We start from the raw sequence: 15,387 nt of genomic DNA, 5'->3' as shown, positions 1-15,387 counted from the left end.
GCCTCGGTGAGGTGCCGCCGCTTCGGGCATGTCGTCGGGTGTCTCAGGCGGCGGGGGCGGCGCCCTCCTGCTCCGTCTCGATCCGTGCGTTCCAGTCGCGCTTGGAGGCCTGCCAGCCGTCCTCGTCGTGGCCGAGCCGCCAGTAGCCGGAGATCGACAGGTCCTCGCGCGGGATCTGCAGCTCGACGCGCAGCAGTTGGCGCAGCTCCTTCACGAAGTGCGCCTCGCCGTGCACGAACGCGTGCGGGCGGCCCTCGGGGAACTGCAGCGTCCGTACGGCCTCGCACAGCATCTCGCCCACGGGCCGGTCGCCGCGGTGCAGCCAGACGACCTCCACGTCGGAGTCGACCTTCTGCTCCTCCTCGGGCCCATGGACCTCCACGAAGGCGTACGCGGTGACGCCCTCGGGCAGGGCCTCCAGGGAGCGGGCGATCGCGGGCAGGGCGCTCTCGTCGCCGACGAGCAGATGCCAGTCCGCGCTCACATCGGGGGCGTAGGCACCGCCGGGGCCCATGAAATGCACGGTCTCGCCCGGCTGGACACGCTTCGCCCACGGCCCGGCCAGCCCCTCGTCGCCGTGGATCACGAAGTCCAGCGTCAGCTCACGGGACTCCGGGTCGAAGGCCCGCACGGTGTACGTCCGCGTCACCGGCCACTGCTCGCGCGGGAGTTCCTCGCGGATGCGCTCCACGTCGAAGGGCTCCGGATAGGTCACGCCCTCGGCCGGGGGGAACAGCAGCTTCACATAGTGATCGGTGCAGGTGTCGGCCGTGAAACCGGCCAGTCCCTCGCCGCCGAGAACCACACGCTGCATGTGCGGGGTCAGCCGTTCTGTGCGGACGACCTGCGCGGAATGGGGCTTCCGCGGCCTCCGAGCCGGACGTTCTGCCATGACGGCCTCCCATACTTCCCTGCTTAGGCTTACCTAAGTTATCACCTCACCCTCGGACAACGCCTTACAGACAGCCGTATTCACGAAACATTGCCTACGTGCCGGGTTATGCGCTGCTCTACGCGCCGAGGGTGGTGAGCAGCCGCTGCAGCGACCCGCCCAGCCCCCAGCGCGCCGCCAGCTCCTCCAGTGCCGCCGGGTCGCGCGGTGCGTGCGGCAGGGCCGTGTCGACGTCCGGCAGCGGGACGTCGTCGGCGACCTTGACCACCTTCGGCGCCACCGCGACATACGGCCGCGACTCGTCGAGCCGCCTGCGCTGCGACGGCGTGAGCTTGGCCTTCGGGTCCTCGACCGCGGCCATGATCCCGGCCACGTCCCCGAACTCGGCGAGCAGCTTCGAGGCCGTCTTCTCGCCGATGCCGGGCACGCCCGGCAGTCCGTCGCTCGGGTCGCCGCGCAGCAGCGCCAGACCCGCGTACCCCCTGCCGTCGACCCCGTACTTCTCGCGCAGCCACGCCTCGTCGGTGAGCTGCAGCGTGCCGACGCCCTTGAGCGGGTACAGCACGCGCACCCCCCGCTTGTCGTCCACCAGTTGGTACAGGTCGCGGTCGCCGGTGACGATGTCGACCGGGCCCTTCGCCCGGGCGGTGAACGTGCCGATCACGTCGTCCGCCTCGTACTCCGCGACGCCCACGCGTGCGATGCCGAGCGCGTCGAGGACCGCCTCGATGACGGGCACCTGCGGGGACAGCGTGTCCGGCACCTCCTCCTCGTCCGGCCCCGCCGCGCGCTCCTCGGCGACGCGGTGCGCCTTGTAGGAGGGGATGAGATCGACCCGCCACTGGGGACGCCAGTCGGCGTCCATGCACGCCACCAGATGGTCCGGGCGGTGATCCTTGACGAGGCGGTCGATGAATTCGAGGAGCCCGCGCACGGCGTTCACCGGAGTGCCGTCCGGGGCCTTCACGGACTCCGGCACGCCGAAGTAGGCGCGGAAGTAGAGCGAGGCGGTGTCGAGGAGCATCAGTCGTCCGGTCACGCCTCGCATCATGCCGTACGGCACTGACAGTCACCGTGCGACCGCCGACGCGTGGCACTTGTGAATGCCTTGTGAGCTGGACCACTGGCGCGTTTGGCCTGGACCGCCCGGGGCAGGCGCCGCCCCGGAGCGACGGCGATTGCATCTTCAACCGGTTACGGCCTGTCGTCTCCCTCTCCCCGCCGCCGAGACGAGAAGGTACGCGTGTCATCCAGGCTTGAGGCCGAACATCTGTACAAGGTGTTCGGCAGACGACCAGACGACGCAGTCGAGCGGCTCCGGAAGGGAGCCGACCGGGAGGAGCTGCGCGCGGACGGCACCACCGCCGCAGTGATCGACGCCTCCTTCATCGTGGAACCGGGCCAGATCTTCGTCGTCATGGGCCTGTCCGGTTCCGGCAAGTCCACGCTGCTGCGCATGCTCAACGGCCTGCTGGAGCCGACCGCCGGACACGTCCGCTTCGAAGGCGACGACCTGACCGCGCTCGGCGACCGCGAGCTGCGGGCGGTCCGCGCGAAGAAGATCAGCATGGTGTTCCAGCACTTCGCGCTGTTCCCGCACCGCAACGTTCTGGAGAACGCCGCCTACGGCCTGGCCGTGCAGGGCGTGCCCCGCGCCGAGCGCGAGCAGCGCGCCGGCGAGGCGCTGGCCCTGTGCGGTCTGGCCGGGTGGGAGAAGTCCTGGCCGGACGAGCTCTCCGGCGGTATGCAGCAGCGCGTCGGCCTCGCCCGCGCCCTCGCCACCGACGCCGACCTGCTTCTGATGGACGAGTCGTTCAGCGCCCTCGACCCGCTGATCCGCCGTGACATGCAGGACCAGCTGCTCCAGCTGCAGCAGACCCTGAAGAAGACGATCGTCTTCATCACCCACGACCTCAACGAGGCCATGCGCCTGGGCGACCGCATCGCCGTCATGCGCGACGGCCGCATCGTCCAGACCGGTACGGCGGAGGACATCCTCATCCGGCCGGCCAACGACTACGTGGCCTCCTTCATCCAGGACGTCGACCGCTCCCGGGTCCTGACCGCGTCCGCCGTCATGGACAGGGACGTACGGGGCGACGAGGCCGACTGCGGCTGCGAGAGCGACTGCGACACGGCGACGCCCGACACGCCGTTCACCGAACTCTGCGCGATGAGTGCCCGGTCGACGCATCCGGTGGCCGTACTGGACGGCGAACGCACGCTCGTCGGAGTGGTCCCGCAGCAGCGCCTGGTCGGCTTCCTCGGCGACGTGAAGGCGGTGACCCATGCCTAGGATCCCGCTCGGCGACTGGGTCAACGACACCGTCGACTGGCTGCTCGCCCATGTGTCCTGGCTCTTCGACTTCTTCAAGGCCGTCTTCACGGGCACCTACGACGGCATCAACGCCGTCCTCCAGGCCCCTGAACCCCTTGTGCTGGCGGGCATCTTCGCCGTGCTCGCCTTCTGGCTGCGCGGCACGCTCGCCGGTGTCCTCACCTTCGTGGGCTTCGCCTTCATCGACTCCCTCGAACTGTGGGGCGATGCGATGGTGACCCTGTCGCTCGTCCTGGTCGCCACGATCATCGCGCTGGTGATCTCGGTGCCGGTGGGCATCTGGGCCGCGCGCTCCAACCGGGTCAGCGGAGTCGTCCGGCCGGTCCTGGACTTCATGCAGACGCTGCCCGCGATGATCTACCTCATCCCGGCCATCCTGTTCTTCGGCACCGGTGCCTCCGCGGGCATCGTCGCGACCCTGATCTTCGCGCTCGCCCCCGGCGTGCGCATGACCGAGCTGGGCATCCGCCAGGTCGACAAGGAACTGGTCGAGGCAGCGGAGGCGTTCGGCACCACGCCCCGCGACACGCTCCTGCGCGTCCAGTTGCCGCTGGCCCTGCCGACCGTGATGGCCGGCGTCAACCAGGTCATCATGCTCGGCCTGTCCATGGCCGCGATCGCCGGCATGGTTGGCACCGGCGGCCTCGGCGGCGACGTCAACGAGGCCATCGGCCAGCTGAACGTCGGCCTCGGCTCCGAGGCCGGTGTCGCCATCGTGATCCTCGCGATCTACCTGGACCGCATGACCGGCGCCCTGGGCACCCACGTCTCCCCACTCGGCCGCCGCGCCGCCGCGAAGGCCCGTGCCGCCCAGGGCCTGAAGATCTGGTCCTACCGACCGCGCCCGCAGGTCGCCGTGGTCGGCGTCGTGATCCTCGGACTCGTCGCGGGCGGCATGGGGATCTTCGGCGGCAGCGGCGACTCCGCCGACGTCGCCGCAGGCCAGGACGTCGGCCAGGGCAAGAAGATCAGCATCGGCTACATCCCGTGGGACGAAGGCGTCGCCTCCACCTTCCTCTGGAAGGAGATCCTCGAACAGCGCGGCTACCAGGTGGACGCCAAGCAGTTCGACGCCGGCCCGCTCTACACCTCCCTCGCGCAGGGCAGCGTCGACTTCCAGACCGACGCCTGGCTGCCGACCACCCACGCGCAGTACTGGAAGAAGTACGGCAGCAAACTCGACGACCTCGGCGCCTGGTACGGCAAGACCTCGCTGGAGCTGAGCGTCCCCTCGTACATGAAGGGCGTCGACTCCCTCGACGACCTCAAGGGCAAGGCCGCCACGTTCGGCGGGAAGATCACCGGGATCGAGTCCAGCGCCGGCGAGATGGCCCTGCTCAAGAGCAAGGTTCTCAAGGCCTACGGCCTCGACAAGGAGTACAAGGTCGTCGACAGCTCCACGCCCGCGATGCTGGCCGAGCTGAAGCGGGCCTACTCCCAGAAGGACCCCGTCGTCGTCACGCTCTGGTCGCCGCACTGGGCGTACAACGACTACAAGCTGAAGAAGCTGAAGGACCCCAGGGGCGCCTGGGGCAAGGGCGACGGTGTGCACACGCTGGCCCGCAAGGGCTTCGCGGGCGACAACCCGGTCGTCGGCAAGTGGCTGAAGAACTTCAAGCTGAACGAGAAGCAGCTCACCAGCCTCGAAGCCGAGATCAACAAGGCGGGCAAGGGCAGGCAGCAGGACGCCGTGCGCACCTGGCTGAAGGGCAACCCGGGCCTCGTCGACAAGCTGGCCCCCGTCCCCGGCGGCTCCGGCGCGACCCCCACCGAGGCCAAGCGGCCCGTGAACGTGGCCTGGTTCCCCTGGGACGAGGACATCGCCGTCAGCTACCTCTGGAAGAACGTCCTGGAGCGGCGCGGCTACAAGCTCAACCTCAAGCAGATGGACGTCGGCCCGGTCTACACCGGCCTCGCCTCCGGCGACCTCGACGTCAACTTCGACGCGTGGCTGCCGTACGCGCAGAAGAACTACTGGGACAAGAGCAAGGACAGACTCAAGGACCTGGGCACCTGGTATCAGCCGACCTCGCTGGAGGTCGCCGTGCCCTCGTACGTGAAGGGCGTCAACTCCCTGGAGGACCTCAAGGGCAAGGCGAGCACCTTCGACGGGAAGATCATCGGCATCGAGCCGGGCACCGGTGAGATGAACCTCCTCAAGACGAAGGTCCTGCCCGGCTACGGCCTGGACAAGGAGTACAAGGTCGTCGACGGCTCCACACCGGCGATGCTGGCCGAGCTCAAGCGCGCGTACGCCAAGAAGGAGCCCGTCGCCGTCGTGCTGTGGTCGCCGCACTGGGCGTACAGCCAGTACGGCCTCACCAAGCTGAAGGACGACAAGAAGCTCTTCGGCGAAGGAAACACGATCCGCACCATCACCAACGAGAAGTTCCCGGAGCAGTACCCGCAGCTCACCAAGTGGATCAAGGGCTTCCATATGAGTGAGGGCGAGCTCGGCAGTCTGGAGGCCGAGATCAACAAGCGAGGTCAGGGCCACGAGGAGGAGGCCGTCGGCGCCTGGCTGAAGGAGCACCCGGACACGGCGGCCCGGATGACACCTCAGTAGAAGCCACCGAGAAGCACGCGCGTGGGCGGTCCGTTTCGCGACGGGCCGCCCACACGCGCGTGAAGGGCGTACGAAAAGGATCCGGCCAACCACATAGAGCTACGCCCCCGCCCACGCCTCACCGCCCTCCCGAGCGGACTTGCCGACCGCACATGCGGCCCGCGGCGCACTCCGACTCGCCGCCCCGAAGATCACGCCGACGTGGGGCGACGACCCGGCCCGGCCGGCGCCCCCGGGCCGACCGCGACTTTGGCCGCCAACTGGGCGCCGTACGAACGGAGTTCATGACCCGGCGGGCAACGCCTGATCACAGGCCTGATCGCGGCGGGCGGGCACGGGGAGCGGGCGGGAACGCAAGGGGAACACAGGGGACCGCAGGCGCATTGAAAGTAAGAGCGGGAAGTCGCGCGGAGCGAGGAACGGCGATGCCGCGGGGTCCGTGGCAGCGGGTGCCCGCACGCCTACGATTCCCGCACCGGGCGGGGCGGCCGGCCACCGGTACGCGTGCCCGGGGGCCCGCGCCCCCGGCCGGCCCCCGTCGTGGCTGCGGACGGCCTTTTGGCCCTCCTGGTCAGCGTCTTCGTCCCGAAGGAGGAATCCGCGCCCCGCGAGTCGGAAGAGGCCAACCACTCGCGACAGTTGGCGAATTGACCGCAGGCGGTGTTTACGGGGATGTGACGGGCGCATGAAACAGTTTGCCGAACCTGCGTAAGGTGCAGAGAACTCATCAGAGAGAACTCGTCCGACGGACCGCGACCACGAGCGAGGGAGGGAGCCGGAGCGATGGGCGACCACAAAGACGACCACAAGGATCAGCCCCTGCGAGTGGGCGCGGCGGTGCGCCGCCGGCGCCGGGCGCTGCAGCTCACCCTCGCCGTCGTGGCCGAGCGCAGCGGCCTGTCGGTCCCGTTCCTGAGCCAGATCGAGAACGACCGGGCGCGGCCCAGCAGAACGTCCCTCGAAAAGGTCGCCGACGCCCTGCGTACGACAGCCGTGGAACTCCTCGCGGCGGCCGACCCGGCGTGCAGCGTGGACGTGGTGCGGGCGGAGGCGGCCGAACCGGCCCCCGAGCCGCGGGTGCGTTCCCTGGTGCGGGGTCATCACCAGATGCACGCTTCGGAGTTCACCGGCGACCATGACGCGGGCCGCGAATTCCAGTACCGCAACGACCAGTTGATGTACGTCGCCGACGGAGCGGTGGAGATCGAGGCGGAAGGGCGCGCCTACCGGCTCGGCCGCGGGGACACCCTGTACCTGACGGGCGGCGTGCGCCACCGGTGGCGGGCGACGGTGTCGGACACGCGCGTGGTCGTCGTCGCGGTGGCCGAACACGTCGAGGCGGTCCAGAACCGGACGCGGTAGTGCGCACGCGCGTCGTCTCCCTCGTCCCGTCGCTCACGGAAGCGGTGGCCGTCTCGGTGCCGGGCGTCCTGGTCGGGGTGACGGACTGGTGCAGCCACCCCGCGGACCTCGACGTCCCCCGCATCGGCGGCACCAAGAACCCCAAGCTCGACGAGATCCTCGCCCTCGCTCCCGACCTGGTGGTCGCCAACGAGGAGGAGAACCGCGAACCCGACCTGACGGCCCTGCGTGAGGCGGGCGTCGAGGTCCTCGTCACCGAGGTACGGAACGTGCCGCAGGCGTTCGGGGAACTGGCCCGGGTGCTCGGGGCGTGCGGGGCGGCGTCCCGGCCGCGCTGGCTGGACGAGGCGGAGGCGGCCTGGTCGAGCCTGCCGCCGCCCGAGCGCCGTACGACGGCCGTGGTGCCGATCTGGCGGCGGCCCTGGATGGTGCTCGGACGCGACACCTTCGCCGGCGACGTGCTGTCCCGCCTGGGCGTCGACTACCTCCACGCGACCCACCCCGACCGCTACCCCCGCGTCCCGGTCGAAGAACTGCGGGCGGCCGCCCCGGACGTCGTCGTCCTGCCCGACGAGCCCTACCGCTTCACGGCCGACGACGGCCCCGAGGCCTTCCCGGGCCTGCCCTGCGCCCTCGTCAGCGGACGTCACCTGACCTGGTACGGACCGTCGTTGGCCGAGGCGCCGCAAGCGCTGGGCGAGGCGCTGCGGGCAGCGTTCCGCTGAGCAGACCGCGGGCCGTGCGCAGGGCGGCGGTGCCCCAGGCGGCGACGAGCAGGACGTACAGCCCGACCGCGAGCCAGTCGTACACGACGAGCCCGGTGTGCCGGGCGAGCGCCTCGGCACCCGTGACACACGTCCCGACGGGGAAGGTGAACGCCCACCACGTCATCGCGAAGCCCATGCCGTGCCGGCGCGCCCGCAGCACATGGGCGGTGGCGAACACCAGCCACAGCAGCGCGAAGCCCATGACGGGCACGCCGTACAGCACGGCGAGGACGACGAATCCCTCGCTGTACGGCGCCGGTACGACACCGGGGGCGAAGTCCGCGAACTTGCCGACCGCGGTGGTGGACTGGCCGAGCGGGCCGAGCACCAGGAACAGCGTCGGGGTCAGGGCGAGGGGCAGCGGCCCGCCCGTGATCAGCCGGGCGAAGACCACGGGCAGCATCAGCAGGGTCGCGAGGAGGCTGAGCCCGAACATCGCGAAGCAGGCCAGCAGAAGGGTCGCGCGGGGCTGGCCCGGCGGCAGGTGCGGCACGAGGAGCGGCCCGAGTGCCGCGGACACCATGGGCGCCACGACGGGCAGCAGCCACACGGGCGTGGCCTGCTCCGGCTCGACCCTGTGCCGTACGGCCATGAGGTACGGCACCGCTACGGCGGCCACGAGCCCCACCAGCGTCCCGGCGGTGAACAGCACGGCGTCGAGAACGAGCGCGTTGTGCGGCCCGATCCAGTCCCGGCCGACGACGACGGCACCGCCGCCGACGGCGAGCAGGGCCATGGACAGACACCCGTAGAACGGCGCCGTGGCCGGGTCGAGGAGGTGGGCGCGGGCCTGGTCGCGATGGTGCGTCCAGTGCAGGGCACGGGCGGCGAGCAGCACGACGAGCAGGCCGAGGGAGAGAGCCCACGCGGCCGTGCAGACGGTGCGCAGGCCGGGGACGTGGAGGGGGAGCGTGGCGCCTGCGGTGCCGACGATGGCGGTGCCCATGACGGACGCGTACCAGTTGGGTCCGAGGTGACGGACGGCGGCGGCGCGCGGAACGCGTGCGGTGACACGCGGAAGGGGCTGGGCTGCGGTGACCATGCCTTCACGGTCTCGCCGCCGGACCTCCGCGACCAGGGAGTACGTCTCTATGGGGGCATAAGCTGGAGTTATGAGCGAGGCAAAGTCGAAGGCGGAGACGGAGGCAAACGGCCAGGGCACCCCCCGGCTCGGGCCCGGTACCGGTCCTGGTGCCGGTACCGGTCACGGCGGTGGGGGTCCGCTGGCGCATCGGGTGCCGGATCTCGGGGCGCTGGAGCTGCTCCTTGCGGTGGCGCGGCTCGGCAGTCTGGGCGGGGCGGCGCGGGAGATGGGCATCAGCCAGCCGGCGGCCAGCAGCCGGATCCGGTCGATGGAGCGCCAGTTGGGGGTGGCGCTCGTCGACCGTTCACCGCGCGGCTCCCGTCTCACGGACGCCGGGGCGCTGGTCACGGACTGGGCGCGGCGGATCGTGGAGGCGGCCGAGGCCTTCGACGCCGGGGCGCAGGCACTGCGGGACCGGCGCGACTCCCGGCTGCGGGTGGCGGCGAGCATGACGATCGCCGAGTACCTGCTCCCCGGCTGGCTGCTCGCGCTGCGCGCCCAGCGCCCCGACACGGCGGTGTCCCTGCTCGCGGGCAACTCGGCGGTGGTGGCGGAGCGGCTGCTGTCCGGCGAGGCGGACCTGGGCTTCGTGGAGGGCGTGAGCGTGCCGCCCGGTCTGGACTCCGCGGTCATCGCCCACGACCGCCTGATCGTGGTGACGGCCCCGGTGCATCCGTGGGCCCGCCGCCGACGTCCACTGGAGGCCTCGGAACTCGCCGCGACACCGCTGATCCTCCGCGAGAAGGGTTCGGGAACCCGGCAGGTCCTGGACGCGGCGCTGGGCGGCCTGGCGCGCCCCCTGATCGAGCTGTCGTCGACGACGGCGGTGAAGGCGGCGGTGGTCAGCGGGGCGGGCCCGGCGGTCCTGAGCGAACTGGCGGTGGGGGAGGAGCTGGCGATGCGGCGACTGGTGCGGGTGCCGGTGGAGGGGGTGGCCCTGGCCCGGGACCTACGTGCGGTGTGGCCGACGGGGCATCGGCCGGTGGGGCCGGCACGGGAGCTGTTGTCGTTGACGCGGGGGTAGGAGGGGTTCAGCCCCCCCGCTGCCCCGGCCCCTACCGGTCCCGTCACGTCCCGTCACGGGGGCCAGCCCCCGGACCCCCGCTCCTCAAACGCCGGAGGGGCTGGTTTTGTCGGCTGGGCCTTGATCGGTGAGCCCCGCTTGTCAAGCGTCGGAGGGGCTGGTTCTTGTCGACCGGGTCTTGATCGGTGAGTCGGTTGCGGCGGCCTCGACCAGTGCCTGCATGACCCGCACGTCGTCCCCCATCTCCGGGTGCCACTGCACGCCCAGTACCCAGCTCTCCGCGGACGGCAGTTCCACCGCCTCCACCGTCCCGTCCTGCGCGTACGCCGTCGGAACCAGGCCCGCGCCGAGGCGGTCGACGGCCTGGTGATGGTAGGCGGGCACCGCTGTCTCCTCGGGGACGGCCTCGGCGTACAGCGTCCCCGGCACCGGCTTGACGGGATGCCGGCCGAAGACGCCGACGACCTCCGCATGGCCGTCGAGGTGCTGGACGAGGGTGCCGCCGAGAGCGACGTTCAGGAGCTGCATGCCCCGGCAGATACCCAGCAGGGGGACGCGCGCGGCCAGGGCCGCCTCGATCAGGGCCAGCTCCCAGGCGTCCCGGGCGCGCGCCGGCGGGCCGGTCCGGGGGTGCGGCTCGGCGCCGTAGCGGACCGGCTCCACGTCCGGACCGCCCGCGATCACCAGCCCGTCGAGCCGGGCGACGGTCGCCGCCGCCCGCTCCGGATCGTCCGGCGGCAGCATCGCGGCCAGTCCGCCCGCCCGCTGCACGAGCCGCGGATAGCCGGCCGGCAGCAGCGCCGCCTCCAGCTCCCACACACCCCAGCGCGCGCCGGACTCCAGGTACGTACTGACACCGATCAGCGGCCTGTCCGCCATACGTCCTCCTGCCCGAGGCAATGGATCCCTTCCATACCTTTGCCGACGTGACCCCCGCAGGGCAAGGTCACGCCAGGAACCCCCTGAGCAGTGCCGCGGTCCCCGCGCAGTGCTCCCGCATCATCTCCCGCGCCCCGTCCGAGTCCCCGTCCAGGACCGCTTCCACCAGGGCGACGTGCTGGCGTTGCGAGTGCTCCAGGTTGCGCACCAGGAGAGGGATGCAGTCGAGCAGGTCGTTCACCGTCGCCCGCACCGCCGCGTACTGCGCGGTCAGCGTCGGCGATCCGCACAGTTCGGCCAGGGTGAGGTGGAGCAGCGTGTCCAGCCGGCGGTACTCGGCGAGCGGTGCGTCGCCCGTGCGGGCCAGCGCCTCGCGCAGCCGGTCCGCCTGCTCGTCCGTGAGGCCGTGCGCCGCGCACAGGCCCGCCGCGCCCACCTCCAGCACCTCCCGGAAGCGCAGCACGTCCTCGATGTCGCCCTCGGCGACCCGGCGCCGCAGCTCGTCCTCGCCCCCCGCGTCCGGCCTCGGCAGCACGAACGTCCCGCCGTACCGCCCGCGCCGCGACTCCACCAGGCCCTGGTCCTGCAGCACCTTGAGCACCTCGCGCAGCGTCACCCGGCTGATCCCGAGCCGCTCGGCCAGCTCCCGCTCGGCCGGCAGCCGCTCGCCCCCCGGCACCAGGCCGAGCCGGACGACCTGAAGGATCTGCTCCAGCGCCTCCTCGAAGCCGTTGCCCGCCCGCACCGGCCGCAGCACAGGTGTCAGCCGGTCCTCCAGGCTGCTGTCCGGATCCAGCGACATCCCGCCGCACCCCCTTCCCAAGCAATGGTTCTCGGCAATACCTTATGGCTTCCGGCTGACCAAAGAAGCCGAAGGAGGCTTTCCCGTGGCAGACCGCACACCCCCGCTCGGCGTCGAGGAGCTGCATGCCCTCGTCGCGAGTGGTGAGATCGACACTGTCGTCCTGGCGTTCCCCGACATGCAAGGGCGCCTCCAGGGCAAGCGGTTCGCCGCACGCTTCTTCCTCGACGAGGTCCTGCACCACGGCACCGAGGGCTGCAACTACCTCCTCGCCGTCGACACCGAGATGAACACGGTCGACGGATACGCCATGTCCTCCTGGGACCGGGGCTACGGCGACTTCGCCATGCACCCCGACCTCAGCACCCTGCGCCGCGTGCCCTGGAACGCAGGCACGGCCATGCTCATCGCCGACCTCGCCTGGAACGACGGCTCGCCCGTGGTCGCCGCCCCGCGGCAGATCCTGCGCCGCCAGCTGGACCGCCTCGCCGAACACGGCTTCACCGCCCAGGTGGGCACCGAGCTGGAGTTCATCGTCTTCAAGGACACCTACGAGCAGGCCTGGGACGCCGGCTACCAGGGGCTGACCCCGGCGAACCAGTACAACATCGACTACTCGGTGCTCGGCACGGGCCGCATCGAGCCCCTGCTCCGCCGTATCCGCAACGACATGACCGGAGCCGGCCTCACCGTCGAGTCCGCCAAGGGTGAGTGCAACACGGGCCAGCACGAGATCGTGTTCAAGTACGACGAGGCCGTGGTCACCTGCGACCAGCACGCGATCTACAAGACCGGCACCAAGGAGATCGCCGCCCAGGAGGGCGTGTCGATCACCTTCATGGCCAAGTACAACGAGCGCGAGGGCAACTCCTGCCACATCCACCTCTCCCTCGCGGACGCGGCCGGCAACAACGCCATGGCGGGATCCCCCGGCGACCCCGACGGCATGTCGGACGTCATGCGGTACTTCCTCGCCGGACAGCTCGCCGCCCTGCGGGACTTCTCACTGCTCTACGCCCCCAACATCAACTCCTACAAGCGGTTCCAGCCGGGCTCCTTCGCCCCGACCGCCGTCGCCTGGGGCCACGACAACCGCACCTGCGCCCTGCGGGTCGTCGGCCACGGCCGCTCGATGCGCTTCGAGAACCGGCTGCCCGGCGGCGACGTCAACCCGCACCTCGCGGTGGCCGGGCTGGTGGCGGCGGGCCTGTACGGCATCGAACAGAAGCTGGAGCTGCCCGAGGCCTGTGCGGGGAACGCGTACACGGCCGAGTACGCGCACGTCCCGACGACCCTGCGCGAGGCCGCCGAGCTGTGGGAGAACAGCCCGATCGCCAAGGCCGCCTTCGGCGACGAGGTCGTCGCGCACTACCGCAACATGGCGCGCGTCGAGCTCGACGCCTACGACGCCGCGGTCACCGACTGGGAGCTGCGCCGCTCCTTCGAACGCATGTGAGGCCCTTCTTGTCTGCCGAGTACGCACTCGAAGTACTGAACCCCGCGACCGAGGAGGTCGTCGCCACCGTCCCGGGCGCCACCGCGGCCGACGTGGACGCGGCCGTCGTACGGGCCACCGCCGCGCAGGCACGGTGGGCCGCACTCCCGCCCGCCGACCGGGCCCGGCTGCTGCGCCGGTTCGCGGTCGCCGTCGACGAACACCTCGAGGAACTCGCCGGGTTGGAGGTCCGCGAGGCGGGCCACACCATCGGCAACGCCCGTTGGGAAGCGGGCAACGTCCGCGACCTGCTCGACTACGCGGCCGGGGGAGTGGAGCGCCTGACGGGCCACCAGATCCCGGTCGCGGGCGGCCTGAACGTGACGATCCTGGAGCCACTGGGCGTCGTCGGCGTCATCGCACCGTGGAACTTCCCCATGCCGATCGCCGCCTGGGGCACCGCCCCGGCGCTCGCGGCCGGCAACGCCGTCCTCCTCAAGCCCGCCGAGACGACCCCGCTGACCGCCCTGCGCCTCGCCGAACTCGCCCTGGAGGCAGGCCTTCCCGAGGGCGTGTTCCAGGTGCTGCCCGGGCACGGGCCCGTCACGGGTAACGCCCTGGTCGAACACCCGGGCGTGGCGAAGATCGTCTTCACCGGATCGACGGCCGTGGGCAAGCAGGTGCTGGCGAAGGGCTCGGCGCTCCTCAAACGCGTCACCCTCGAACTCGGCGGCAAGAGCCCCAACATCGTCTTCGCCGACGCCGACCTCAAGACCGCCGTCGATCCCTTCTCGTTCCTGGACAACTCAGGCCAGGACTGCTGCGCCCGCACCCGGATCCTGGTCCAGGAGCCGGTCTACGACGAGGTCCGCGAACTGCTCGCCGACACGCTGTCCGCCGTGGTGGTGGGCGACCCGGCCGACGAGAAGACCCAGATGGGCCCGCTGATCAGCCGCCGGCAGCTGGACCGCGTACGGTCGTTCGTTCCCGACGGCGCCCAGGCCCTGCGGGGCAGCGCCCCCGACGGCCCCGGCTTCTGGTTCCCGCCGACCGTCCTCACCGGCGAGCGGTCCGACTCCGCCGCGGCCCGCGAGGAGATCTTCGGCCCCGTCGCCGTCCTCCTCCCCTTCACCGACGAGCAGGACGCGATCCGCCTCGCCAACGAGACGCCGTACGGCCTCTCCGGCTCCATCTGGACCCGCGACGTCGGCCGCGCCCTGCGCGTCTCGCAGGGCGTCCGGGCAGGCAACCTCTCCGTCAACTCCCACTCCAGCGTCCGCTACTGGACCCCCTTCGGCGGCTTCAAGCAGTCCGGGCTCGGCCGTGAGCTCGGCCCGGACGCCCTGGCCGCCTTCACCGAAACCAAGAACGTCTTCATCAGCACGGAAGGCCCCGCACAGTGACCGCATCGTCCGCAGAGAACATTTGCCGGCGGCTCGTCGGCCGCACCGCCGTCATCACCGGAGCCGGCAGCGGCATCGGCCTCGCCACCGCACGCCGGCTCGCCTCCGAGGGCGCGCACGTAGTCTGCGGCGACGTCGACGAGGTCCGCGGCAAGGCCGCCGCCGACGAGGTCGGCGGAACCTTCGTGAAGGTCGACGTCACCGACGCCGAGCAGGTCGAGGCCCTCTTCAAGACGGCGTACGACACCTACGGCAGTGTCGACATCGCCTTCAACAACGCCGGTATCTCCCCGCCCGACGACGACTCCATCCTGGAGACCGGCCTGGAGGCCTGGAAGCGGGTCCAGGAGGTCAACCTGACCTCCGTCTACCTGTGCTGCAAGGCCGCCATTCCCTACATGCGCCGGCAGGGCAGGGGCTCCATCATCAACACGGCGTCCTTCGTCGCGAGGATGGGCGCGGCGACCTCCCAGATCTCGTACACGGCCTCCAAGGGCGGCGTCCTCGCCATGTCCCGCGAACTGGGCGTGCAGTTCGCCCGCGAGGGCATCCGCGTGAACGCCCTGTGCCCGGGCCCGGTCAACACCCCGCTCCTGCAGGAGCTGTTCGCCAAGGACCCGGAGCGGGCCGCACGCCGCCTGGTCCACATCCCGGTCGGCCGGTTCGCCGAGGCCGACGAGATCGCGGCCGCCGTCGCCTTCCTCGCCAGCGACGACTCGTCCTTCGTCAACGCCACCGACTTCCTGGTGGACGGCGGCATCGCGGGCGCATACGTCACGCCTCTCTAGATAACCGAGACAACCGAGATAACCAAGACAACCGAGTACTGATCTTC

13 protein-coding genes are annotated in these 15,387 nt (G+C 71.0%); 8 read left to right on the top strand and 5 right to left on the bottom strand.

All coding sequences use genetic code 11. The annotated features are described in order from the left end of the window. Positions 1 to 43: 43 nt before the first annotated feature. Both OG870_RS09345 and OG870_RS09340 read right to left on the bottom strand, forming a co-directional pair. The gene (locus OG870_RS09345) at positions 44 to 892 is read right to left on the bottom strand and encodes a siderophore-interacting protein (RefSeq protein ID WP_266511057.1); all 849 of its coding nucleotides are present in this window, start codon (positions 890 to 892) and stop codon (positions 44 to 46) included. A gap of 118 nt (positions 893 to 1,010) precedes the next feature. Beyond that, entirely contained in the window at positions 1,011 to 1,940 is a 930-nt protein-coding gene (locus OG870_RS09340) for a 5'-3' exonuclease (RefSeq protein WP_266588508.1), read from the bottom strand. A 195-nt stretch (positions 1,941 to 2,135) separates the two neighbouring features. Here OG870_RS09340 and OG870_RS09335 point away from each other — a divergent pair, with 195 nt between their 5' ends. The 4 genes from OG870_RS09335 (at position 2,136) to OG870_RS09320 (ending at position 7,883) form a co-directional block, all read left to right on the top strand. Then, the gene (locus OG870_RS09335; RefSeq protein ID WP_327690812.1) at positions 2,136 to 3,188 is read left to right on the top strand and encodes a quaternary amine ABC transporter ATP-binding protein; all 1,053 of its coding nucleotides are present in this window, start codon (positions 2,136 to 2,138) and stop codon (positions 3,186 to 3,188) included. Continuing rightward, the gene (locus OG870_RS09330; RefSeq protein ID WP_266511051.1) at positions 3,181 to 5,796 is read left to right on the top strand and encodes an ABC transporter permease/substrate binding protein; all 2,616 of its coding nucleotides are present in this window, start codon (positions 3,181 to 3,183) and stop codon (positions 5,794 to 5,796) included. Before OG870_RS09335 ends, OG870_RS09330 begins: the two co-directional genes overlap by 8 nt. 783 nt (positions 5,797 to 6,579) lie before the next feature. Further along, entirely contained in the window at positions 6,580 to 7,158 is a 579-nt protein-coding gene (locus OG870_RS09325) for a helix-turn-helix domain-containing protein (RefSeq protein ID WP_266511049.1), read from the top strand. Beyond that, positions 7,158 to 7,883 carry a helical backbone metal receptor gene (locus OG870_RS09320; protein ID WP_327690811.1) on the top strand — a complete coding sequence of 242 codons (726 nt, stop codon included), beginning with the start codon at positions 7,158 to 7,160 and terminating at the stop codon, positions 7,881 to 7,883. Before OG870_RS09325 ends, OG870_RS09320 begins: the two co-directional genes overlap by 1 nt. On the opposite strand, the gene OG870_RS09315 is transcribed toward OG870_RS09320, so the two are convergent. Continuing rightward, the gene (locus OG870_RS09315) at positions 7,795 to 8,967 is read right to left on the bottom strand and encodes a TDT family transporter (RefSeq protein WP_327690810.1); all 1,173 of its coding nucleotides are present in this window, start codon (positions 8,965 to 8,967) and stop codon (positions 7,795 to 7,797) included. The two genes, OG870_RS09320 and OG870_RS09315, sit on opposite strands and share 89 nt — an antisense overlap. Before the next feature lie 70 nt (positions 8,968 to 9,037). On the opposite strand from OG870_RS09315, the gene OG870_RS09310 reads away from it, so the two are divergent. Then, the gene (locus OG870_RS09310; protein ID WP_266923512.1) at positions 9,038 to 10,033 is read left to right on the top strand and encodes a LysR family transcriptional regulator; all 996 of its coding nucleotides are present in this window, start codon (positions 9,038 to 9,040) and stop codon (positions 10,031 to 10,033) included. A 141-nt stretch (positions 10,034 to 10,174) separates the two neighbouring features. On the opposite strand, the gene OG870_RS09305 is transcribed toward OG870_RS09310, so the two are convergent. Both OG870_RS09305 and OG870_RS09300 read right to left on the bottom strand, forming a co-directional pair. After that, complete coding sequence (locus OG870_RS09305) at positions 10,175 to 10,912, bottom strand: gamma-glutamyl-gamma-aminobutyrate hydrolase family protein (protein WP_266585893.1); 738 nt, start codon at positions 10,910 to 10,912, stop codon at positions 10,175 to 10,177. 67 nt (positions 10,913 to 10,979) lie between these two features. After that, on the bottom strand, positions 10,980 to 11,714 hold the full coding sequence (locus OG870_RS09300; protein WP_266585895.1) for a FadR/GntR family transcriptional regulator: 735 nt from the start codon (positions 11,712 to 11,714) through the stop codon (positions 10,980 to 10,982). A gap of 85 nt (positions 11,715 to 11,799) precedes the next feature. Here OG870_RS09300 and OG870_RS09295 point away from each other — a divergent pair, with 85 nt between their 5' ends. From OG870_RS09295 to OG870_RS09285, 3 genes are read left to right on the top strand one after another with little or no spacing between them, the layout of a single operon-like run. Further along, entirely contained in the window at positions 11,800 to 13,170 is a 1,371-nt protein-coding gene (locus OG870_RS09295) for a glutamine synthetase family protein (RefSeq protein ID WP_327690809.1), read from the top strand. A gap of 8 nt (positions 13,171 to 13,178) precedes the next feature. Then, entirely contained in the window at positions 13,179 to 14,552 is a 1,374-nt protein-coding gene (locus OG870_RS09290) for an aldehyde dehydrogenase family protein (RefSeq protein ID WP_266511030.1), read from the top strand. Further along, positions 14,549 to 15,340, top strand: a complete 792-nt coding sequence (locus OG870_RS09285; RefSeq protein WP_266511027.1) for a 3-oxoacyl-ACP reductase — start codon at positions 14,549 to 14,551, stop codon at positions 15,338 to 15,340. Before OG870_RS09290 ends, OG870_RS09285 begins: the two co-directional genes overlap by 4 nt. The last annotated feature ends 47 nt before the right edge of the window (positions 15,341 to 15,387 follow it).

This window comes from Streptomyces sp. NBC_00461, assembly GCF_036013935.1.
Classification (GTDB): domain Bacteria; phylum Actinomycetota; class Actinomycetes; order Streptomycetales; family Streptomycetaceae; genus Streptomyces.
Note: the sequence above shows the minus strand (reverse complement) of the source record. Positions and strands in the feature narration are given on the sequence as shown.